Source organism: Pseudomonas sp. 20P_3.2_Bac5 (assembly GCF_025466035.1).
In the GTDB taxonomy this organism is placed as follows: domain Bacteria; phylum Pseudomonadota; class Gammaproteobacteria; order Pseudomonadales; family Pseudomonadaceae; genus Aquipseudomonas.
Genome location: NZ_JANLOA010000039.1, coordinates 1 through 20,399, shown reverse-complemented (window position 1 = coordinate 20,399; position 20,399 = coordinate 1). Strand labels below are relative to the sequence as shown.

The 20,399-nt window shown below is 64.5% G+C and carries 18 protein-coding genes; 6 read left to right on the top strand and 12 right to left on the bottom strand.

All coding sequences use genetic code 11. The features are described from left to right. Positions 1-196: 196 nt before the first annotated feature. Positions 197-532, top strand: a complete 336-nt coding sequence (locus NTD88_RS06310) for a YceK/YidQ family lipoprotein (protein WP_262155701.1) — start codon at positions 197-199, stop codon at positions 530-532. 192 nt (positions 533-724) lie between these two features. Here NTD88_RS06310 and NTD88_RS06305 read toward each other — a convergent pair whose 3' ends face one another. The 4 genes from NTD88_RS06305 to NTD88_RS06290 form a co-directional block, all read right to left on the bottom strand. Further along, a complete protein-coding gene (locus tag NTD88_RS06305) occupies positions 725-1,417 on the bottom strand; it encodes a sensor histidine kinase (RefSeq protein ID WP_262130273.1) in 693 nt (230 codons plus the stop codon). Next, on the bottom strand, positions 1,414-3,021 hold the full coding sequence (locus NTD88_RS06300; RefSeq protein ID WP_262155702.1) for a tetratricopeptide repeat-containing response regulator: 1,608 nt from the start codon (positions 3,019-3,021) through the stop codon (positions 1,414-1,416). Before NTD88_RS06300 ends, NTD88_RS06305 begins: the two co-directional genes overlap by 4 nt. A gap of 265 nt (positions 3,022-3,286) precedes the next feature. Further along, the gene (locus NTD88_RS06295) at positions 3,287-4,489 is read right to left on the bottom strand and encodes a benzoate/H(+) symporter BenE family transporter (protein WP_262155703.1); all 1,203 of its coding nucleotides are present in this window, start codon (positions 4,487-4,489) and stop codon (positions 3,287-3,289) included. Between the two features lie 39 nt (positions 4,490-4,528). After that, a complete protein-coding gene (locus tag NTD88_RS06290) occupies positions 4,529-4,702 on the bottom strand; it encodes a hypothetical protein (RefSeq protein WP_262155704.1) in 174 nt (57 codons plus the stop codon). Here NTD88_RS06290 and NTD88_RS06285 point away from each other — a divergent pair. The 4 genes from NTD88_RS06285 (at position 4,701) to NTD88_RS06270 (ending at position 8,241) form a co-directional block, all read left to right on the top strand. Next, positions 4,701-6,095 (top strand): PLP-dependent aminotransferase family protein, encoded by a 1,395-nt coding sequence (locus NTD88_RS06285; RefSeq protein ID WP_262155705.1) that lies wholly within the window; start codon positions 4,701-4,703, stop codon positions 6,093-6,095. The genes NTD88_RS06290 and NTD88_RS06285 overlap by 2 nt on opposite strands. A 126-nt stretch (positions 6,096-6,221) precedes the next feature. Further along, the gene (locus NTD88_RS06280) at positions 6,222-6,857 is read left to right on the top strand and encodes a hypothetical protein (RefSeq protein ID WP_262155706.1); all 636 of its coding nucleotides are present in this window, start codon (positions 6,222-6,224) and stop codon (positions 6,855-6,857) included. Then, the gene (locus NTD88_RS06275) at positions 6,854-7,561 is read left to right on the top strand and encodes a nucleotidyl transferase AbiEii/AbiGii toxin family protein (RefSeq protein WP_262155708.1); all 708 of its coding nucleotides are present in this window, start codon (positions 6,854-6,856) and stop codon (positions 7,559-7,561) included. The genes NTD88_RS06280 and NTD88_RS06275 overlap by 4 nt, the downstream gene beginning before the upstream one ends. After that, on the top strand, positions 7,561-8,241 hold the full coding sequence (locus NTD88_RS06270) for a hypothetical protein (protein WP_262155709.1): 681 nt from the start codon (positions 7,561-7,563) through the stop codon (positions 8,239-8,241). The genes NTD88_RS06275 and NTD88_RS06270 overlap by 1 nt, the downstream gene beginning before the upstream one ends. 81 nt (positions 8,242-8,322) lie before the next feature. Here NTD88_RS06270 and peaD read toward each other — a convergent pair whose 3' ends face one another. The 4 genes from peaD to peaA are packed head-to-tail and all read right to left on the bottom strand — an operon-like array spanning position 8,323 to position 12,850. After that, on the bottom strand, positions 8,323-9,438 hold the full coding sequence (gene peaD / locus NTD88_RS06265; protein WP_262155710.1) for a quinohemoprotein amine dehydrogenase subunit beta: 1,116 nt from the start codon (positions 9,436-9,438) through the stop codon (positions 8,323-8,325). A gap of 32 nt (positions 9,439-9,470) precedes the next feature. Then, a complete protein-coding gene (gene qhpC, locus NTD88_RS06260; protein ID WP_095158602.1) occupies positions 9,471-9,794 on the bottom strand; it encodes a quinohemoprotein amine dehydrogenase subunit gamma in 324 nt (107 codons plus the stop codon). Position 9,795: 1 nt separating this feature from the next. Then, positions 9,796-11,226 (bottom strand): quinohemoprotein amine dehydrogenase maturation protein, encoded by a 1,431-nt coding sequence (gene peaB / locus NTD88_RS06255; RefSeq protein ID WP_262155712.1) that lies wholly within the window; start codon positions 11,224-11,226, stop codon positions 9,796-9,798. A gap of 46 nt (positions 11,227-11,272) precedes the next feature. Next, on the bottom strand, positions 11,273-12,850 hold the full coding sequence (gene peaA / locus NTD88_RS06250) for a quinohemoprotein amine dehydrogenase subunit alpha (RefSeq protein WP_262155715.1): 1,578 nt from the start codon (positions 12,848-12,850) through the stop codon (positions 11,273-11,275). A 401-nt stretch (positions 12,851-13,251) separates the two neighbouring features. On the opposite strand from peaA, the gene NTD88_RS06245 reads away from it, so the two are divergent. Continuing rightward, a complete protein-coding gene (locus NTD88_RS06245; RefSeq protein ID WP_262155717.1) occupies positions 13,252-14,745 on the top strand; it encodes an aldehyde dehydrogenase family protein in 1,494 nt (497 codons plus the stop codon). Positions 14,746-14,748: 3 nt separating this feature from the next. On the opposite strand, the gene NTD88_RS06240 is transcribed toward NTD88_RS06245, so the two are convergent. From NTD88_RS06240 to NTD88_RS06225, 4 genes are read right to left on the bottom strand one after another with little or no spacing between them, the layout of a single operon-like run. Continuing rightward, on the bottom strand, positions 14,749-16,056 hold the full coding sequence (locus NTD88_RS06240; RefSeq protein WP_262155719.1) for an NAD(P)/FAD-dependent oxidoreductase: 1,308 nt from the start codon (positions 16,054-16,056) through the stop codon (positions 14,749-14,751). Further along, positions 16,053-16,718: a S8 family serine peptidase gene (locus NTD88_RS06235; protein ID WP_262130287.1), complete on the bottom strand. Its 666-nt coding sequence runs from the start codon at positions 16,716-16,718 to the stop codon at positions 16,053-16,055. Before NTD88_RS06235 ends, NTD88_RS06240 begins: the two co-directional genes overlap by 4 nt. Then, positions 16,711-18,429: an ABC transporter ATP-binding protein gene (locus NTD88_RS06230; RefSeq protein WP_262155721.1), complete on the bottom strand. Its 1,719-nt coding sequence runs from the start codon at positions 18,427-18,429 to the stop codon at positions 16,711-16,713. Before NTD88_RS06230 ends, NTD88_RS06235 begins: the two co-directional genes overlap by 8 nt. Continuing rightward, complete coding sequence (locus NTD88_RS06225; RefSeq protein WP_262155723.1) at positions 18,429-20,342, bottom strand: sigma-54-dependent Fis family transcriptional regulator; 1,914 nt, start codon at positions 20,340-20,342, stop codon at positions 18,429-18,431. Before NTD88_RS06225 ends, NTD88_RS06230 begins: the two co-directional genes overlap by 1 nt. Positions 20,343-20,399 lie beyond the last annotated feature (57 nt).

Sequence of the window (20,399 nt, the reverse complement as noted above, 5' to 3'; positions counted from 1 at the left end):
GGGGGGGGGGGGGGGGGGGGGGGGGGGGGGGGGGGGGGGGGGGGGGGGGCGCCCCCCCCCCCCCCCCCACCGCTGTTCTGAAGACGGGACTGACAACAAGGCCATTTCCGTCCTACGCAGGCGCAAAGCCCGGCTGACTGTCCTACCGCCAGGCATGGGGAATAATTGCCCGCTCACTGCATCGGAGCTGACCCTCATGAATCCCGGCTACTACCTGCTGGCCGTTATCGGCTTTTTGCTCTCAGGGTGTGGAACCTTCAACACCGTTGTGCGCGGCGATGATGTCACCGCGAAGAATCTCAAGGAATGGCGCACCCAGTGTTCATCGCTGCCCCGTGTCTACAGCGGTGCGATTTACAACTTCTGCATTCTCAATGGCGCACCCAATCCGTCCACCCAGGCCCCTGGGTCACCCGGCGGCATTCCGTTCGTGATCTGGGATATCGCGCTTTCCGGTGCGCTGGACACACTGGCCCTGCCGTACACGATTTATCGGCAGGTTGGGGATGGGAATATCGAGTTGCGCCACTGATTTCTGATGGGTTTGAGGGCCTCGTCAGCCACTTGCAATCCTGTAGGAGCGGATTCATCCGCTCCTACAGTTTGCGGTGATATGACGCTTTTTACTTGCCTGCGAGATGTGTAGATATCCATGCTCATCGCTGGCAAGCCAGATCGTCGAGCCACCGAGCCGCAGCGATGACGGACTAAAATCCCCCATCAATCACGGCAAATACATCCTGAACAACCCGCCCCCCAACGCCCCGCCGTTGGCAATCTCGATCCGGCCCTGCACGCCATTGCGTTCATGCAGCGCGGCGATGCGGGCGGCGAAGTACAGGCCCAGGCCAGTGCTCGCGGTGCTGTGTTCGATGCCCTGCACATACTGCTCCTGCTGCTCGATCATCTTCGCGGGGAAGCCGGTGCCGTCGTCGTTGATGCTGATGACCAGCATCTCGCCCTCTTCCCGCACCGTCACCAGCAACGCGTGCCCGGCATAGCGGGTGGCGTTGTTGATGATGTTGGACACCACCGACCCCACCAGCTCGCGGTCAAAGAACCCCAGCGGCGCGGCTTGATCAATCTCGAAGCGGGCAACGATGTCGCGGCTGACGAGAATGCCCTCGTAGCCAGCGAGCAACCCGCCGATAAAGTCATCGAGGTCGTGGTAGTCAGGGAGCATCGGCAACTGGTTGATGCCCAGTTTGTACAGGCCAAGCAACTGCACGAGCATGCCGTTGAGGTGGGCGAACTCGTGCTCGATCACCACCTGCTCCGGCGCGTGGTGCTGTTGGTCCTGCAGACGTGCCTGCCACTGGCTGTGGGCCTGCATGAGCATGGCGAGGGAGTTCTTCATGTCGTGCACGGTGGAGGCGATCACCGTGGAAAAATCCAGCCCCGATTGCTTAGACATCATGTCCCCACGGCGCGGATGCGCAGTTTGCGGTAGCGCTCATAGCGCGGATCGGTATCGGGAATGCCGGCCACCTTGGCCAGGCAATCGCGACATTCCTGCAGCACCGCCGTCGCCGGTTGCTCCCCCCCCAGACGCAGCAGCGCCTGGGCGGTGTTGAGGGCGATGCTGATGTTCTTCGGTTGCAGTTTCAGTGCCTTGCGGAACAGTTCCAGGGCTTCGTTCATCTGCCCGCCCTGATAGCTGCGCACACCTTGGCGGTTGAGGTCGACCGCTTCGTTGCCAGCGCCGAGGATGGAAGGATCGTCGGTGAGCTTGGCGATGTTTTTCATCACCGCGTTGTCGTCGCCGTAGACCTCGACGCAGTTTTTCAGGATCGATTTGCCGGCGTCTTCCTGGCCCAGTTGCTTGAGCTGCGCGGCCACGGCGAGGGCAGCTTCGGCGGAGAAGAACTGGTCCATCGTGTCGAGGCGGGCCATGGCCGCTTCGGTGAGCTTGGCGGCGGTCTCGGCGTCGCCGGCCTGCTGCAGGCCGGTGGCCTTGATCAGGCGGGCGCGCACTTGCAGGCCTTGGTCTTCGCCGTATTCCTTGGCGACATCGCCGAGCACCTGGTTGATCTCGACCCGGGTACGCGCATCGAGACCGTTGCCGGCGTTCTTGCTGATCAGCGCCTGGGCCAGGCCGAGGTTGCTTTCCGGGTCTTTGAAGCGCGAGTTCTGGCCCTGGCTGACGGCCTGGCGATACGCCCGCGAAGCGCTGTCGAAGTCGGCGTTGCCCAGCGCCAGCTTGCCCAGCAGCATCTGCCGCTTCACCGCCAGCGGCGACAGCCGCACCGCGTCTTCCAGCACATGCTGGGCGCGACGGTGTTCGCCGCTGGCGGTGAGCACTTCGGCGAGGCCGTCGTAGAGGCCGGGCATCATCGAGAAGCTTTTGATCGCCTGTTCGTAGACGTCCTGGGCCTGGGCGACCTGGCCGCGCTTGAACATCAGTTTGCCCAGTGCCGCGTAGGCCCAGGGCGTCGGGCGGTTGGCCAGAATCGCCTTGAGGAACCGCTCCAGTTCTTCATGGCGGTTCAGCGCGGCCATGGCGTCGGCGCGGTAACGCAGGCACAGCGGGGCGAAGCGCGGGTCCTGGCGGCAGAGCTGCTCGCAGGCCACCAGCACTTCGGCCGGGCGGCCACGGTCCAGCGCCTGGAGAATCGGCTTGAGCAGCGTCTTGCGCTGCACCAGTTTGTCCAGCCGCTGGGTCAGGCCGACGCGGTTGAAGGGCTTGGTCAGGTAGGCGTCGGGTTCGTATTCGAGGGCGCTGAGCACCACCGCCTGGCTGCTTTCGGCGGTGATCATGACAAAGATCGCTTCGTGGCTGATCAGCTTGTCCAGCATCAGGTCTTCGAGCACCTGCTGGCCGTTCTTCTTGCCGTCGCCCATGTGGAAGTCGTGCAGGACGAAGTCGTAGCGCTTCTGCGCGCACATGCGAAGGGCGGTTTCACCGCTTTCGGCGGTGTCGACGTCCTTGATGCCCATTTCGCGCAGCATCGATCGCAACGACGTCCGGAAATCGGTGAAGTCGTCGACGATCAGAAAACTCTTTTGGCTGTAAACCAGCATCCACAAAACCTGTCATTGAAATAATTGAGACGCCCGCACACGCAAGGACAGGCCCGGCATCGCCGCAAGGGAGGCACGATCACCCGCAACCCTCGCTACGCTATCGGCAGCGCGCAACCATTGCTTGAGCCGGGGAGACACGCTGTTGCGCTGATCGCACGGGAGGGTGAAACAAGGGCACCGGAGCAGCTAAATAGCAATGTGCCATTATCGCCGTCCGGTGTGCGCCTTACAACGCGCAGTGATCGCAGACGAGAGCTGTCTCTCAGTTGGCAGGGGTTGCGGCGGCCGCGGCGCCGCGTTGGCGGCTGTAGCTCAGCACCCAATGGGCAACCAGGCCGAAGATCAGCCCCCAGAACGCTGCGGCCAGGCCCAGGAAGCTCATGCCCGAAGCGGTCACGAGGAAGGTGATCAGCGCCGCTTCACGCTGTTTCTCGTCGGCCATGGCGCCCGCGAGGCCGGTCATGATCGCGCCGAACAGCGCCAGCCCGGCCAACGCGGCGATCAACTCTTTGGGCAAGGCGGAAAACACCGAGGCCAGGGTCGCGCCGAAAGAGCCCATGAGGATGTAGAACACCCCGCAGGCGATCCCCGCGATGTAGCGCTTGCTCGGTTGTTCGTGGGCTTCGCGGCCGGTGCAGATGGCTGCGGTGATCGCCGCCAGGTTGAAGCCGTGGGAGCCGAACGGCGCCAGCAGCACCGAGCCGATGGCGGTCACCGCGAGGATCGGCCGCGCCGGGGTGGTGTAGCCGGCGCTGCGCATCACCGCCATGCCGGGCACGTACTGCCCGGTGAGGCTGACCAGCGCCAGCGGCAGGCCGATGTTGATGATCGCGTGCCAGCTCCATTGCGGCGTGATGAACGCCGGTTCAGCCAGGGCCAGGGTCAGCGCCGAGCCGTTCAACTGGCCGAGCAGGCCGGCCACCGCGCAACCGACGATCAGCACCGAGAGAATCGCGTAGCGCGGCGACAGGCGCTTGAACACCAGGTAACTGGCGAACATCGACAGCACCAGCCACGGCTGCACCTTGATCGAGGTGAACAGCTCGGCGCCGAAGCGGAACAGGATGCCGGCCAGCATCGCCGCGGCAATGGCCTTGGGCAGGCGGCTCATCAGTTTGTCGAAGGCGCCGCTCAAGCCGACCAGCGCAATGACCAGCGCGGCGACGATATACGCCCCCACCGCTTCGGCCAGCGACACCTGCGGCAGCATCGACACCAGCAACGCCGCGCCAGGCGTGGACCACGCGGTAATCACCGGCGCGCGCAGACGCCAGCTCAGCAACAGGCCAGTGACGCCACTGCCAATGGAGATCGCCCAGATCCACGACGACACCTCGGCGGGCGACAACTGCGCCTCGCGGGCGGCCTGGAACACGATGATCAGCGGGCCGGCGTAGGAAATGATCACAGCGATCAACCCGGCGACAATCGCCGACAGCGAACAGTCTTTTCTCAGCGTTTCCATACAGTCTCCAGTGGCGGGCGGGGAGCAAATTGATTCGACTCATTTCAAATCTATTCGATTCAATCGAATCAATTCAATAGACTCAATTAAACATTTTGAAATATCTTTTATCCCAACCCTGTCACCAGCAGCCCGGTATTGATCGCCCCATCGGGCCGATTGCTGCGATGTGATAGGCTCGATCCACTTGTTTTCACCGGTAGCAATGTCCATGTGGGTCCCCCTTCTCAACGCCTTCAACCAACCCGTTTACCTGTCGATTGCCGACGCCCTGGCGCGGGATATCGCCAGCGGCCTGCTCAGCCCCGGCGAACGCCTGCCGACCTTGCGCGAGCTGGCCCAGGCGCTGCAGGTCACGCCGGGCACGGTCAGCCGCGCCTACAGCGAGGCGCAGCGGCGCGGGTTGTTGCAGGGTGAAGTCGGCCGCGGCACCTACGTCCGCGCCACGCCTGCGGCCGAGATCAGCGCGCCGCCCACCGTTGCGACCACGCCGTTGCAGGGCAGCTCGCAGGTGCTGGACCTGTCCATCATCAAACCCGCCGGCGACACCGCCACATCGTGGTTGCGCAGCGCGCTGGTGGAACTGGCCAACAGCACCGACTTCGCCCAGACCCTCGACTACGCCCCCGACGGCGGTCATCCGGCGCACCGCGAAGCCGGCGCGCAATGGCTGCGGCACTCGCTGCCCGACGCCGTATGGCAACAGGTGGTGATCACCGCCGGCGCCCAGCACGGGCTGCTGGTGGCGATCAGCGCGCTGACCGAATACAACGACCTGATCCTCTGCGAGTCGCTGTGCTACCCGGGGATCATCTCCCTGGCCCACAGCCTGCAACGGCGCCTGCGCGGCGTTGAGATGGACGAACAAGGCATCATCCCGGCGTCGCTGCGCGAGCTGTGCCAGCGTGAACGCCCGACGATGCTGGTGTGTGTCGCCACCTGCCAGAACCCCACCACCGCCACCATGTCGCATGAACGTCGGGCGGAGATCGCGGCGATTGCCGAAGAGTTCGACTTCCTGATCCTGGACGACGACATCTACGGTTTCCTCGCCAGCGACACCACCCTGCGGCCGTTGGCGAGCTATGCGCCGGAGCGTTCGGTGTACCTCACCAGCTTGTCCAAGTCGGTGCTGCCGGCGCTGCGCATCGGCTACCTGTACAGCCCGCCGCGGCTGCTGTCGCGGCTCACGGCGATGGTGCGCAGCAGCGTCTGGATGCCCTCGCCGCTGACCGCGCAACTGGCGAGCAACATCATTGCTGAAGGGCTGGAATTGAAACTGGTGCGGCTTCAGCGCGAAGAAGCGGCGCGCCGCCAGGCGTTGGCGCGCGAGCTGCTGCCGGGGTTGCGGATCAGGGCCGAGGCACACAGCTATCACCTCTGGCTGGAGTTGCCGGAGCCGTGGAGCGCGGACGAATTCACCACATTGGCGCGGGCGCAGGGGGTGAAAGTCCTCAGCGGATCGCAGTTCCAGCCCGAGCGCAACGGCGAGACACGCGGCGTGCGGGTGGTGCTGATGTCACCGACCCGCGAGGATGAATTGAGGTTCGCGCTGACCCAGTTGGCGAGCCTGGCGGGGGCTTCGGATCCGCGGCGGTTTTACTGAGCGCTCAGACAGGCACTGTGAGCTGACAGCCTGAAAAGAAATATCCATTCCCGCTTGCACTCTAGTGAATTGCGTGTTCATTTTGTCCCGTGTCCCAGGACACGGGACAACTAGATAGGGCATCGAATGAAAGGTCAAGACATCGGCTTACTGCTCAAGTTGGTTTGCCTTCAACGGCATGAATCGCCTGGCAAGGCGGTGGCAGCCTGGCCGCACGATTGGGAAGATTGGGATGATGATCCATCGTCGCAGTACCCGAACCCTTCAGATGTTGAGGAGGACAACACGTATTCATCCTCCTACACCGCGCGTGCACTAGAGCTGCAAACTGGCATCAGCAAGACGCAGATCAACCTCTCTCTAAAGCACTGCATGGAAATTGGCCTGGCCAAAACCGACCGCAAACTGGGCGTCCCCAGAGCGAACACCAAGGCTCTGTTGGAGTTCATCGTTTACGGCCTGAAGTACGTTTTTCCAGTCCGGGCCGGGTTGTTGACGCGTGGCATTGCAACCGGCTTTGCCGCGCCCGTGCTGGACAAAAGCCTGATCAGCGCCGGTGAGCACGTGCCGGTCTGGCCATATGCGCGTGGCAATACCCTGGGAGTGAAGGTCGATCCGCTGTTCAAGACTGCGACCTATGCCGCGCGAAGGGATCCGGAAATGTATGCGCTGCTGGCGCTCGTCGATGCTATTCGGCTGGGACAACCCCGGGAACGAAACCTTGCTACGCAATTGTTGCAAGATCGCCTGGAGTTGCCATGAGCGTTTTCAGCACCCTTAAGGGCATGTTGTGCGAGGTTGCCAAAGCACTGGGGCCCGATCTCGCTCAGCAGATGACCTTTGTCGGTGGCTGCACTACGGGTTTGCTGCTGACCGACGCCTTCACCCGGGAACACGTCCGCAGCACCGACGATGTTGATCTGATCGTGCACGTTATGGGCCCTGTAGGCTTCGCGCGTTTACAAGAGACACTCAGCACTCGCGGCTTCCGGGTCAGCCCACAGGACGATGATGATGACTTCCCCGTCTGCGCAATGAAACTTGGCGACCTTCGCGTTGATTTCATGCCCGACGACAGCTCCCTCGGATTTACCAACCGCTGGTACAGAGACGCGATGATCACCTCCACGGTCTACGACCTGAACGAGGAAATTCGTATCAACCTGGTCAGCCCCGTGTACTTCGTGGCAACCAAGCTGGAAGCGTGGAAAGGGCGCGGACGAGGGGATGCACTGTCCAGTCGTGACATAGAAGACATACTCAACTTGATTGACGGGCGCCCGGAACTACAGGACGAAATCCAATCAGCCGTGGTCGAGGTGCGCGACTACATCGGCCAGGCGATTGGCCAATTGCTCGGCGATGGCAACTTTGAATATGCCGTCAGCGCCCAGGCCAGAGGCGATGCTGACCGCGAAAACCTGCTGTTCGAGCGATTGGAAGCCTTGGCAGGAGTTAGCCACTGATGCGGATTGGCTGGATCAGTCGCCAAGGCAGGGCAAGGTGCGGGAACAACGATGCCGCAGCTTTTGGGCGCAAGGACCACTACGTGTTGGCCATGCTTGTGGATGCTGCCGAGAAAGGAAATGGGCAAGGCCTTGCCCGGCACTGGTCTCGTACAGTGATCAACGCTGCGCTTGGAGATGCTCGGCAATTGAACCCCGCGGGGCTGGTGGGCATCATGCGCGCCGAACAAAAGCGGCTGCGCCAACATCACCTGCACGCCATCGCCAGCTACAACTGCGTACTCGTCGACCTCCAGCAGCAGTTGTTCCATATAGCGCATGTTGGCGATTGTCAGGTAGGGATCCAGCGACCAGGAGAAGCCATCAACTGGCTGAACCGCCCGCATAACCTGCAAGACCAGGCCATCTGGCCGGGAGCGGCCTCAGTAACTCAGGAATCACGGCACCTGCTAACCCGCTCTCTGAACGCCAGGCGTTTTTACGCTCCGGACTGCTTCAGCACACACCTACCACTGGATGCGCGGCTGCTGCTCTGCAGTGACGGTTACTGGCATGAACACCTGCATTTGGGTCTCGATCTACCGAGTGTCAACGATGACGCTAGTCTGCTGAGTCTGGAGTACGGCGAACCGGCCATCGAGTTACAGTCAGACTGCGACAACTTCCAGGAATGCACTTAACCCCGGAGTCAGCCACCTCGATATCAACCGTCACGAAGGACCGCAGAGCAGCCCTTCGCGACAGATCGACGTGCCGACAAGCTACCGCACAAACACCTGCGCCGTAGTAATCGCCATATCCCCCCCAGGCAACTGAATCTTGCCCTTCGGCTCCAGACTCTCGGCATCAAAAATAGCGATGTCGTTGTAGGTGCCCGCAAGGTAGATCCGCGTCCCCGCCTTGTTCATCGAGACGCAGTAGTACGAGTGATCCAGGGTCGCGGCCTTGATCAGCTTTTTCTCCTTGATGTCGTACTTGGCCAGGCGATTGAGCACGCCATACACCACGTTCGGATCAGTCGGCGAGCGCATGCCGCTGAAGTAGATTTCGGTCAGCGGGCCGAAGTCGACGGTCTGGCTCTTGCCGGTAGCAAGGTCGATGTTGAAGAAGCCGTACACGTACTCGGCCGCCGCCGGGTCCTGTTTCTCGTCCTTGAATTTCGACGCGGTGTAGAGCAGCGAGAAATCATGCCGGTAGGTCTGCTGGTTCCACACGTAGAGCACGTCCGGGGCGCTGTAGTTGGGGCGCTTCCAGTTGCGGCTGGGGACGATGACGTCGAATTTTCCGGTCTTCACATCGACCTTGTAGATGTCCGGCCCAGCCACGTACAGGCTGCCGTCGTCACCGCTCTGCATGATGGTCAGTTGCCGCGGCGCCGGGAAGCTGCGCAGCGGCTTGGCGTTGAGGCCGCCATCGGTGCCGTACACGTCCAGCCGCGGTGCCTGCACTTCGTAGTGGTCGCTGAACATCTTGGTGGGGTTGGCGACGGTGTAGATTTCCTTGCCGTCGTGGCTGATGGTGAAGGAGAACATCGACCGCGCTTTCTCGCCCGGCAACTGGCTGATGCTGGCGTGGAACACCTGTTTGCAACTGTCCAGTTCGACGCCGTAGATGTCGGCGTAGTGGTTGTTCAGCACATAGGCGATGCGTTTGTCCGGCGACATCTGCACCGAGCCCGGCCCGAAGGCGTCGGGCATCTGGCAGGTCTTGTAGAGCTTTTCGCTGGCCAGGTCGATGACGTGCAGGTTGTTCGGGTAGTTGGTGGTGACCATGTATTCGTGGCCGGCGTTGAGCGCCTTGCCTTCGTCGGCGGCCATCGCCGAACCGGCGCCGAGCACCACCAGGGCGGCCAGGCCGCGGGTTGCAATCTGAAGCATGCGGATATCCCTCTTCTTGTCTGCCTGGGGGCTCATTTGTCGTCCGGGAACACGGTCCCGAGGTTGCGCCAGTTATCGCCGGAGGCCTGGGCGTCTTTGTTCCAGTCGGGGTAGGTGCTCATCATGTCCGGCACCTGGGCCGGCCACCAGCAAGGGTCGGAGCAGCCATACAGGTCCGATTCCATCGGCTGGCACAGCGACGAGACGCCACCGAAGGCGTCGATTTCCCAGCCCGGGTCGGTGGTCGAGGCGCAGCCGGCGACCGAGTTCATCGCCAGCACTTCTTCGATGCGGTTTTCCTCGGCGGCCTGTTCCAGCTTCAGTGCTTTGTTGTTGATCGGCTTGAGATGCTTCATGTCAGTGGACCTTGCGCGCAGTGATGTAGCGGCTGATGAAGGCCGGGTTCTCGGCCATGATCCGGCTGTAGACTTCGATGCCGAAGTCCACCCAGTCACGCATCAGTTCGCAATAGTGGTAGGTCGGATGGGCCGGGTCGCCGTAGCGGGCGTAGCTCTCGTGATAGCAGCCGCCGGAGCACAGGTTGCGGATGCGGCAGGTGTCGCAGCCGGTGTTGGTGCGGTCCAGGCGCTGTGAGAGAAACTCGTTGAGTTCGACCTGCTTCACGCCGCTGTGCACGTTGCCGAAAGTCGGCAGGCTGGAGCCGGTGAAGCGGTGGCAGAGGTTCAATTCGCCCTTGTGGTCCACCGCCAGCATCTTCAGGCCAGCACCGCACGGCAGCGCTTTCTTGTGGCCTTCGTGGATGTCGGTGAGCAACTGGTGCAGGTTGGAGAAGCCGATGTTGCGGTGCTCCAGCGCCGCCTCCAGGTACTTGCGGCCGAGGGCCTTCATGTTGGCGAAGACCTCGATCAGTTCCTCACCCGAGAGGTTGTAGTCGCTGATGTCGCCCGAGGTCACCGGGGCGAAACCGACTTCGGCAAAACCCATCTCGTTGAACAGGTGGTTCCAGATGGTCTCGATATCGGTCACGCCCTTGGTCAGGGTGACGCGCGCGCCCACCGGGCGGCTGTCGTAGCGCGACAGCAGCATGTCGGCCTTGCGCCGCACCACGTCATAGGTGCCCTGCCCGCCCACGGTGATGCGGTTGCGGTCGTGCACGGTCTTCGGCCCGTCGATGCTCACCGACAGCCCGAAGCGGTGGGCATTGAGGTAGTCGACGATCTCTTCGGTGAGCAGCGTGGCGTTGGTGGTCATGACGAAGTCCACCCGCTTGCCCGCCTCGCTGAAACGCCGCTCGCAGTAATCGACCATGTACTCGATCAGCTTGCGGTTGCTCAGCGGCTCGCCGCCGAAGAACACCACGGTGTAGAACGGCTCGTCGGGCGACTCCTTGAGCAGCATTTCCACCGAGGCCACCGCGGTCTCGACGTCCATGCGCTTGCCGGCCGAGGGCTTGTCCAGGTCTTCCTTGTAGCAGTAGGTGCAGCTCAGGTTGCAGCCGGTGTTGACGTTGAGCACCACGGTATTGAGCGCGGTGCGCTCAACCTTCTTCAGCGCCGTTTCAGGGCTCAGCGGCGAGCCGTCGCTGACCAGTTCCAGCGCGATCAATTCGCGCAGCGTCTCGTTGATTTCAACGCCGTCGAAGCGCGCCGCCAGGCGTTGCACCAGGGCATCGCTGGAACAGCTTTCATGACGCAGTGCGTCGATGATTTCCCCGGTCAGGGCATCGCTGGCGAACAGCGAGCTGCTGGGAATGTGGAACAGCATGCGGGCGTCATCGACCCGCACTTCATGCAGATTGCGTTCTACCAAATTCAGAATCGCGCCCATCGCAACCTCCTAGAACATTCGGATGTGGCCAGGTCAAACCGCCGTGTCACGGGATGGGCGGGTTGTTCCAGCGCTGGATGGTCACGATCAACTGACCTTCACCGGTACGCGCCTTGCCGGCGTCGTCCACGGCGGCAATGACCTTGAGGTTGCCGGCGTTGTTGGTGGACATCTTCCGTGCCGGGTTCGGGCCAGCGTCGCCGGGGGTGAACACGCCGCTGTCGGCCTGCATGATGCCGGCGAACTTGACGTCCTCGTCCTCGCGGGCGCGGTCGTCGAACGGCTCGACTTTCCATTGCGCCGGGAACACGCCGATGCGGTAAGCCTTGCCATCGGCGCCCTGGCCCCAAGCCTCGGCGTCGAAGCGGCCCTGCACCTTCGGCGTGGAACCGCCGTTGTCACCGACCCGCGCCACGGAGAACGCCGGGACCACTTTCACCTCGGCGATCTCGCGGTACACCGCCAGTTGCGGGCCACCGAGCTTGCCGACGCTGACCGCCTGCAGGCCCTGCGGCGCATCGGCGGCGGCCTTGACCTTGACCCGCACGCGCTGCGGGGTGTTCTCCAACACTTCAAGCACCTGCACACCCTTGCCGAACGACGGCGTGCCATTCAGGCCGCTGCCGACCAGGGTCAACTCGGCTTCGCTGCCGGCCTTCACATAACCCGGCTGCACCGCCAGCAGGCGCGGCGAGCCTTGCTGCGCGGCGACGAAATCGAGGCCGCGTTCATCGTGGGCTTTTTCGAACATGCGGCCGGTGAGCTGGCCGTTATTGGCGGCGAGCACCTGCCGCATGCTTACGCCATCCACGTCCACGGTGCCGCGCCATTCATAGCCGCTGTAGAGCATCGCCGTGCCCTGGCCCTTGAACGGCGTGCCGTCGGCGTACTGGCCGTCGAGACTGACCTTGAAGCGATCGCCGGATTCCGGGCTGACGGTCATCACGCCGTTGAGTTCGCCCTTGCCCGGCAGGTGGCCGCTGAAGCTCCAGGTGCCGGCCAGGGTCGCGGCCTTGGGCATGGACTTTTGCCAGTCGCTCCAGGCCTTGCTGTCGAACGGGTACTGCTGCGCCAGCAGCGGCACCATGTCTTTCTTCGCCAGCTCGAACCAGTCGCGGTCGCGGGACAGCGCCTGGTATTCCAGCGACGGCCACTGGCCGAGGTGGAAGTTGACCAAGTGTTCCCACTCCTTGGCCGGACGCCGCTGCAGGGCGATCCGCGCGCCGGAGTGGCAGCGGGCGCACATTTGCTGAGTGGGTTCGCCGATCTGCTCGACGGTGTTCAGGCGGCGTTCGAGGGCGTAGCGCACGCCGTCGGTTTCGCTGGGCGCCAGGCCCTGGGTGTCGGCGAGGTACTTGACCAGCGTGCGGCGGTCTTCGTCGCTGATCTGCAACTGGTGCATGGTCTGCATGCGGCCGATGGTCATCAGCCAGCCTTCGGGGGTCTTGCGTTGGTGGCTGATGCGGCTCAAGGCGTTGTCACCTTCGGGCAGGTGGCAGCCCTGGCAGGTTTCCTTGAGGATCGCCTGGGCTTCGCGGGCCTGGCTGACCTGGGGCTGCAAGGCAAGGCTGACGGCCATTGCCAGCAAACCTCCAGCGCTGGCGAACCTGAGTGTTCTCTTCATCGATGACTGACCTCCACGGGGGTTCTTCTTATTGTTCGTACACTTCTTATAGGTCTCTTCTGTCGGCCGTACAGCGGCAGAGCACGGACCGAAGAGCAGCTTGCGAGTGCCGATACATATTGTGTGCCAAGAGCCGGAAGCACCGTATCAGGGGCTTCGCGGACCATATGACACGGGCCTCGCGGCTAAATTCGCGACAACTGAGACGGCGTGAGACGGCTGTCGCAGGCCGCTGAGAATGTCTCAGCGCCTGTCGCAATTTGCGACGGCCGGTGTGCGACAGCAGCCAGGCTGCGGCAACGTTTCACCCCTTGGATTCACAGCGCTGCAGGACGACACCCGGCACTTGGCACAGCGGTTGCGATCCGCCCTGGCAATCACTCACAAGAACGAGGTTTGCCATGTCCACCACTGCCCCCCTGCACCCTGCCGTCGAGGCGTTCATCCGACGCGCGCCGACCATGCTGATCGGCGCCGACTGGGTCGAGTCCAGCGACGGCGAGCGCCTGACCCTGCGCAACCCGGCCAGCGGCGAGGTGCTGTGCCAGGTGCCGGCAGCCACGCCCGCCGATGTCGGTCGTGCCGTGAGCGCCGCGCGCCAGGCCTTCGATGATTCGGCCTGGAGCCGGACCCGCCCGCGCGAACGGCAGAACCTGTTGTGGAAACTGGCCGACCTGATGGAGCGCGACGGCGAAATCCTCGCCCAGCTCGAATGCCTGAACAACGGCAAGAGCGCGGTGGTGGCGCGGGTCATGGACGTGCAACTGGCCATCGACTTCCTGCGTTACATGGCCGGCTGGGCGACCAAGATCGAGGGCCAGACCGTCGAGGTGTCGTTGCCACTGATGCCCAACGACGAGTTCCATGGGTTCGTCCGGCGCGAAGCGGTGGGTGTGGTCGGCGCCATCGTCGCCTGGAACTTCCCGCTGCTGCTGGCCTGCTGGAAACTCGGCCCGGCCCTGGCCACCGGTTGCAGCGTGGTCCTCAAGCCCGCCGACGAAACCCCGCTGAGCGCCCTGAAGCTGGCGGAACTGGTGCTGGAAGCCGGTTACCCCGCGGGCGTGTTCAACGTGGTCACCGGCACCGGCGTGGTCGCCGGCGATGCCCTGACCCGCCACCCCGGCGTGGACAAACTGACCTTCACCGGCTCCACCGCCGTCGGCCAGCAGATCGGCAAAGTGGCGATGGACAACATGACCCGCGTCACCCTGGAACTGGGCGGCAAATCGCCGACCATCGTCATGGCCGACGCCGACCTGTCCATCGCCGCCGCCGGCGCCGCCCAGGCGATCTTCTTCAACCAGGGCCAGGTCTGCTGCGCCGGCTCCCGCCTGTATGTGCACCGCAAGCACTTCGACAACGTGGTGGCCGACATCGCCGGCATCGCCAACAGCATGAAACTCGGCAACGGCCTCGACCCCAGCGTGCAGATGGGCCCGCTGATCTCCGCCCGCCAGCAGAAACGCGTGTTCGACTACATCGAACAAGGCCGCAACAGCGGCGCCACCATCGCCTGCGGTGGCGAGCAGTTCGGCCCCGGTTACTTCGTCAAACCCACGGTGATCGTCGATGTCGATCAGAAACACCCGCTGGTGCAGGAAGAAATCTTCGGCCCGGTGCTGGTGGCCATGCCGTTCGACGACGAAGCCGAAGCCCTGCGCCTGGCCAATGACAGCCCGTACGGCCTGGGCGCGAGCATCTGGTCCAACAACCTCGGCGCCGTGCACCGGATGATTCCGAAGATTCGTTCGGGCTCGGTATGGGTCAACTGCCACAGCGCGCTGGACCCGGCGCTGCCGTTCGGCGGCTACAAGATGTCCGGCGTTGGCCGGGAGATGGGCGCGGCGGCCATCGAACATTACACCGAGTTGAAATCGGTGTTGATCAAGCTTTAAGAATCAGGGACGGTAGCCCTGGCTCAGCAGCCAGCCACGGATGTGGCGCTGCTGTTCCGGGCTCAGCGGCGCCAGCACTTGATCGGCCGGTTCAGTGCGCAACCGGCTGACCAGCGGCGCCAGTTCCACACCATTCAGGTGCCAGATGCCCAATGGCTGATCGGGGCTGATCACCACGTGCGCGAGGTCCACAAGACCGTCACGCAGCACTGGCGCCTGTTCTATCCGCAAGCTGGCGAAATCCACCTCGGCGTGGATCGGTTCGGCGTCCGGCCATTGCCGCCGCGCCTGCCAGAACGGCTGGTCGGCCCAGCGTTGTTCCTCGATATAGAAATCCCGCCCGAGCCGGGCGAAACGCCAGAACAGGTGCTCGACCCGCTGTTGGTGAAAACGCAGGGCCAGGTCGCGGCGCTCCGGGCGGGCCAGCAGGGTGTTGATCACCGCCGGCGCCTGCAGGGCCGAGGACAGTGACTGGAAGATGCCGTTGCCCGACAACGGGTCCACCGCCATCGCCGCATCGCCCACCCGCAACCAGTTGTCGCCGCCACACACCGGCGTGAGGATCGCCGTGCTGCTGCGGGCGTGCAGTTGCAGGTCGCGTTCGTCCTGTGCGGCGAAAAACGCCCGCGCCAGCGGCGATTGCCAGCGGCGTTCGCGGCAGAAATCGAGCAGCGCGGATTTGTCCGGTAATGCCGTACCGGAGACGTCCAGAGTCCACTGCCAGTAGCAGCGACCATCGGCCTGCCGGGCCATCCACATCCAGCCATCGGCCTGGCTTTCCACGGCGCTGGCGCCGCTGCCGGGCTCGCCCTGCCAGCGGTTCAGCAGGCTCAAGGTCTCCGGCCCGCGCCAGGCACGGCCCACGGAACGGTCGTGTTGCGGGGCCTGGCGCCCGCGGGCTTCGACGTAGAAATCAGCGGACAACGCGGGCGCGCCGTCCAGTTCGACGGTCACCCCGCCCGCTTCGCTCCGCACGCCAAGCACCCGCGCTTCGATCAGGCGAACGCCGGCGTGGTGCAGGTCGTCGCGCAGGCCCTGGTCGAAACGCGGACGGTCCAGCAGAAATTCGACATTGCGGTCATGGGCCTCGCCGTTCCAGCGCGCGTGGCGCCGCGACGGTTCGCTCGCCACCGCCAATGCGCGGTTGAGCCCGGCGCCGCGAAGCGCTTCCAGCACCCGTTGCGACACCCCTTCGAGCGCCGCGAAGCGCCGCCATTCGCTGACCACGCACACCTCGAAACCAAGCCGGCGCAGGCCCAGGGCAACAGCGGCACCGGCAGGTCCGGCGCCGAGCACGACGATGGATTTCATGCCTGGCCTTTGTATTCGCGCCCACGGTACTGGGCGTTGTACAGCAGCCACGCCATCACTTGGGCGTTGCTCGCGTGAGGCTGGTCGCGCAGGAAGGCGGCGATGTGCCCGGTCAGTGCCGCGCAGCCAAAACTGGCGCCGGACAGCGGACTCTCACGGGCCCGTACGCAGGCGCCGAAATCGGCCTGGGGCGTGTCCAGCCAGCTCCACTCATCGGGCTGGCAACGCGCATCGCCGGTGATGCGCAACACACCGGGATAAACGGCGGGATACACCGGCGCGCCTTGCGCCGGGGTCGAGGCGCAGATCAACACGCCGGCCTTGATCGCCGCCGCGCAGGCCTCACGCAGTGCCGGACGGTCCTCGCGCAGGCCAAGGCTGAGATTGATCAGGCGCACGCCGCAGCTCACCAGCCAGTCGATCCCGGCGGCGACCTGCAAGGCAGTGGTGACACCCCGCTGATCGAAGACCTGGGCGACATGGATCGGCACGTCTCCGGCACCCGCAGCGATCAGTTGCACCACGGCGCTGCCGTGGCCGAGGGCATCTTCCAGCGGCGGCTGCTGGCTGATTCCGACCGAGGCCAACTGGAAACGCCGCGCCTCGCCCATGCGCGCCAGGGGCGTGCCGCTGTCGACCACGCCAACCCGAAAATCACGCATGGCCGGCCTCCGTCAGAACGTGCAGGCGACCCTCACGCAGGACCAGATGCAGGCTGGCGTCGGCCAGGGTCGAGGGACGGTGGCTAACCAGGATGCGGGTACGGTCAGCAAAGAGTTGGTCAATCGCGGCAATCACTTCACGCTCCGTGTGTTCGTCAACTTGCGAGGTGGCTTCGTCCAGCACCAGCAGCAGCGGGTCCTGCAGCAGTGCGCGGGCGATAGCAATACGCTGTTTCTGACCGCCCGACAACTGCTGGCCGCGCTCGCCCAGCGGGCTGTCGAGGCCTTCCGGCAGGCTGGCGATCAGGCTGTCCAGTTGCGCCAGCCGGGCGACTTCGGCAATGGCTTCGCGACTGGCATCCGGCACGCTGTAGGCGAGGTTGTCGGCGAGGCTGCCACGGAACAGCACGATGTCCTGGCTGACCACCGCCACCCGCCGCCGCAAGGCGTGCAGATCGAGTTCGCGCAGGTCGACGCCGCCCAGCAGGATCTGCCCCGACTGCGGATCGTAGAAGCGCTGCAGCAGGTCGATCAAGGTGGATTTGCCGGCACCGGAGATACCGCGCAGGGCGACCTTGCTGCCGTGGGGAATACTCGCGCCGACATCCTGCAACAACGGCGCGCGCCCCGGGTGGGCGAAGCACACCCCGCGCAAATGCAGGTCGCCGCGGTCCGGCATCGGCCGGGTGTGGACCGGGCTGTCGACTTCCGGGGCAACGCCGCGCAACTCCATCACCCGGCCAAGGCTGACGCTCATGCGCTGCATCGCCACATACAAGCCCAGCAGGCTTTGTACCGGGCCGACGGCCATGCCGAGGTAGGTGGAAAACGCGATCAGCGCGCCCAGTTGCCAGGTGCCCTGCACCACCCAGTAACCGCCCACCAGAAACGCGCAGGCGCGGGACAGCGACGTCAGGGTGCCAGGCACCGCCTGGGTAAAGAATTCGGTGACCTGCACCCGCAGCAACTGGCCCATGTAGCCCTGCCCCAGGCCATCAAGACGGCGGGCCTCGCGTTGCTGCTGGCCGGCGGACTGGATGAATTTCATCGCCGGCAGGGTCTCCACCAGAAACGACGAAACGTCCGCCGAACGCTCGCGCAACTGCCGCACCTCGCGCTCGACCTTGCGCCGCATCCAGCGCAGCCAGAGCACGTCCAGCGGAATCAGCACCAGCGCCAGCAGCGCCAGCTTCCACGACAACACCAAGAGCATCGCCAACGCACAGACCAGACCGATCACGCTGGACACCGCGGAGAACAGCGAGTCCACGGCAAAGCGCTGGATCTCGGCGACATCGCCGTCCAGCCGCGACATCAGGTCACCCAGCCGGCGCTGGCCGTAGAAGGTCGGCGAAAGACGTTGCAAGTGCCGGTACAACTCGTCGCGCAGGGCGAACAGAATGCGCCCCGAAAGGCGCGTGTGCAGGTAGCGATTGAGCCCGGACAACAGCGTGCCGACGATCCCGGCCAGCACCATCAGGCCGGCGATCAGCGCCAGCTTCGGGAAGTCCTTGGCCAGCAGGCCGTCGTCGATCAGCAGCTTGGTCAGCCACGGCTGCACCAGCACCAGCGCCGTGGCGCACATCGACAGCCCGAGCAGGCCGGCGATGGCCAGCCGCTGCGGGCGGACGAAGCTGTACAACCAGCCCAGTGCGTCGTGCAGGGCGGGACGGTCCTGATGCTCGATCAGGCGCGAGAGCAGACGCTGCATCACCGCGGCATCTGCTTGAGCTTGCGGTACAGCGTGGCGCGGCTGATGCCCAGGGCATCGGCGGCGGCCGAGACATTGCCGTGATGACGGTCGAGGGCCTGGCGAATCAGGTCGTGCTGGTTGTGGCGCAGGTTGTCGCGGTTGACCGGTGGCTCGCCGGCGCGCAGCTCATCCAGCAGGTTGTCTGGCAGATGATCGAGGCCGAGTTCCTGCTCGCCGTCTTCGCGCATCGCCAGCAGCAGGCGCAGGCTCATTTCCAGTTGGCGGATGTTGCCCGGCCAGTGATAGCCGGCGAACAACCGCGACACTTCGGCAGACAGCCGCACGCCTTGGCCGCCGAGGCGGGCCAGCAGGCTGTCGATCAGCGCGGGAAGGTCTTCGCGCTCGCGCAGAGCCGGTAACTGCACGCTGATGCCGTTGATGCGGTAGTAGAGGTCTTCGCGGAACTGCTGGTCTTGCACCTGGCGTTTGAGGTCACGGTGGGTGGCGCAGACCAGCGCGATGTCCAGTTCCTGCTCCTGGGCCGCGCCCAACGGTGCCACCTTGCGCTCCTGCAACACCCGCAACAGCCGGGCCTGCAAGGCCAGCGGCATGTCGCCGACTTCGTCGAGAAACAGCGTGCCGCCATGGGCCTGCTGCAAACGCCCGACCATGCCGCCGCGACGCGAGCCGGTGAAGGCGCCTTCGCGGTAGCCGAACAGTTCCGATTCGATCAGCCCTTCGGGGATCGCCGCGCAGTTCACCGCGATAAAGGGTTTGCCGGCGCGGGCGCTTTCCTGATGCAGCGCGCGGGCCACCACTTCCTTGCCGCTGCCGGTTTCGCCCAGCAGCACCACCGGCAAGTCATTGGCCAGCCCTTGGCGAGCCATGCGCAACGCCCGGGCAAACCGGCTGTTGCCGGCGCCGAGTGCTTCCAGCGACGGCGTGGTGGAAACAGCGGGGGCGACGCGGGCGACCAGCGCCGGAACCGACACCGCGAGCGGACGCTGCGGCACTTGCAGGGTCTTGTAGTAAAAGGCGCCTTTGGCGGTCTCGACGCTGTCGACCTGGCCAGGTTGCAAACGCGCCAGCCATTGCTCCAGGCGCATGCCCAGCAGGCCGTCGCAGCGCTGGCCAATCAAACTGGCGCGGTCGCTGCGCAGCAACTGGCAGGCCTGGTTGCTGGCGGCGAGGATATGCCCGTCCAGGCTCACCGCCAGCAGGCCCTGCCAGCAGGATTCCAGGTACTGCCGCCGGCTGTGGAAGGCCAGCACGATCTGTTCGGGGAAGCTGCTCTTGAACAGCCGGCTTTCGATCTGGCTGACCGCCAGCGCCAGCAGCGCGGTGCGGTCAGGCAGGCGGCCCAGCGGGCCTTGGCGGGTCAGGTCGAGGACGCCGAGCAACTCACCTTGCGGGCAATGGATCGGCACCGAGGTGCAGGAAAAATCGCTGAGCCGTTCGAGAAAGTGCTCGCCGCAATCGATCTGCACCGTGCGCGCTTCCACCAGCGCGGTGCCGAGGGCGTTGGTGCCGCGAGCGGCTTCGCTCCAGCAGGTGCCGGGGGAAATATCGCCGAGGCCACGGCGCTTGAGCACGGCGGATTCGCCATGGATGGTGAGGATGGTGGCGTCGGCATTGGCGAGGATAATCAGGCTGTCCTGACCCTGGCGCGCGCCGAGGTAATCGAGTTCGGCGGTCGCGGCGTCCAGCAGTGGGCGGTTGTTGGCCAGCAGCAGGTCGAGGCTGGCGGCGGAAGTCAGGGCGACTTCCTGCCCGGCGTTACCGGTAACCCCATGGCCGAGGCTACGGCGCCAGGAGGCGTCGATTTCGGCACGCAGGAAGCCATCGGGCAGTTGCCCTTCCACGGACAGGCGTTCCCGGGCAAGGCGGGGGTTAGAGGTCGCGGTGGCGGACGCTGTTTTTATTGTGCTCATCGGCGGCTCCGGATCGGTTAATCCGTTACAAGCAAGTCCTGCGCCATTTGGTGGCAG

Coding starts and splice junctions, on each gene's coding strand:
- qhpC (WP_095158602.1), bottom strand. CDS start 9,794: ATGAAGCATCTCAAGCCGATCAACAACAAAGCACTGAAGCTGGAACAG.
- NTD88_RS06285 (WP_262155705.1), top strand. CDS start 4,701: ATGTGGGTCCCCCTTCTCAACGCCTTCAACCAACCCGTTTACCTGTCG.
- NTD88_RS06305 (WP_262130273.1), bottom strand. CDS start 1,417: ATGATGTCTAAGCAATCGGGGCTGGATTTTTCCACGGTGATCGCCTCC.
- peaD (WP_262155710.1), bottom strand. CDS start 9,438: ATGCTTCAGATTGCAACCCGCGGCCTGGCCGCCCTGGTGGTGCTCGGC.
- NTD88_RS06230 (WP_262155721.1), bottom strand. CDS start 18,429: ATGCAGCGTCTGCTCTCGCGCCTGATCGAGCATCAGGACCGTCCCGCC.
- NTD88_RS06225 (WP_262155723.1), bottom strand. CDS start 20,342: ATGAGCACAATAAAAACAGCGTCCGCCACCGCGACCTCTAACCCCCGC.
- NTD88_RS06235 (WP_262130287.1), bottom strand. CDS start 16,718: ATGCGTGATTTTCGGGTTGGCGTGGTCGACAGCGGCACGCCCCTGGCG.
- NTD88_RS06295 (WP_262155703.1), bottom strand. CDS start 4,489: ATGGAAACGCTGAGAAAAGACTGTTCGCTGTCGGCGATTGTCGCCGGG.
- NTD88_RS06310 (WP_262155701.1), top strand. CDS start 197: ATGAATCCCGGCTACTACCTGCTGGCCGTTATCGGCTTTTTGCTCTCA.
- NTD88_RS06240 (WP_262155719.1), bottom strand. CDS start 16,056: ATGAAATCCATCGTCGTGCTCGGCGCCGGACCTGCCGGTGCCGCTGTT.
- NTD88_RS06290 (WP_262155704.1), bottom strand. CDS start 4,702: ATGGACATTGCTACCGGTGAAAACAAGTGGATCGAGCCTATCACATCG.
- NTD88_RS06270 (WP_262155709.1), top strand. CDS start 7,561: ATGCGGATTGGCTGGATCAGTCGCCAAGGCAGGGCAAGGTGCGGGAAC.
- NTD88_RS06300 (WP_262155702.1), bottom strand. CDS start 3,021: ATGCTGGTTTACAGCCAAAAGAGTTTTCTGATCGTCGACGACTTCACC.
- peaA (WP_262155715.1), bottom strand. CDS start 12,850: ATGAAGAGAACACTCAGGTTCGCCAGCGCTGGAGGTTTGCTGGCAATG.
- peaB (WP_262155712.1), bottom strand. CDS start 11,226: ATGGGCGCGATTCTGAATTTGGTAGAACGCAATCTGCATGAAGTGCGG.
- NTD88_RS06245 (WP_262155717.1), top strand. CDS start 13,252: ATGTCCACCACTGCCCCCCTGCACCCTGCCGTCGAGGCGTTCATCCGA.
- NTD88_RS06280 (WP_262155706.1), top strand. CDS start 6,222: ATGAAAGGTCAAGACATCGGCTTACTGCTCAAGTTGGTTTGCCTTCAA.
- NTD88_RS06275 (WP_262155708.1), top strand. CDS start 6,854: ATGAGCGTTTTCAGCACCCTTAAGGGCATGTTGTGCGAGGTTGCCAAA.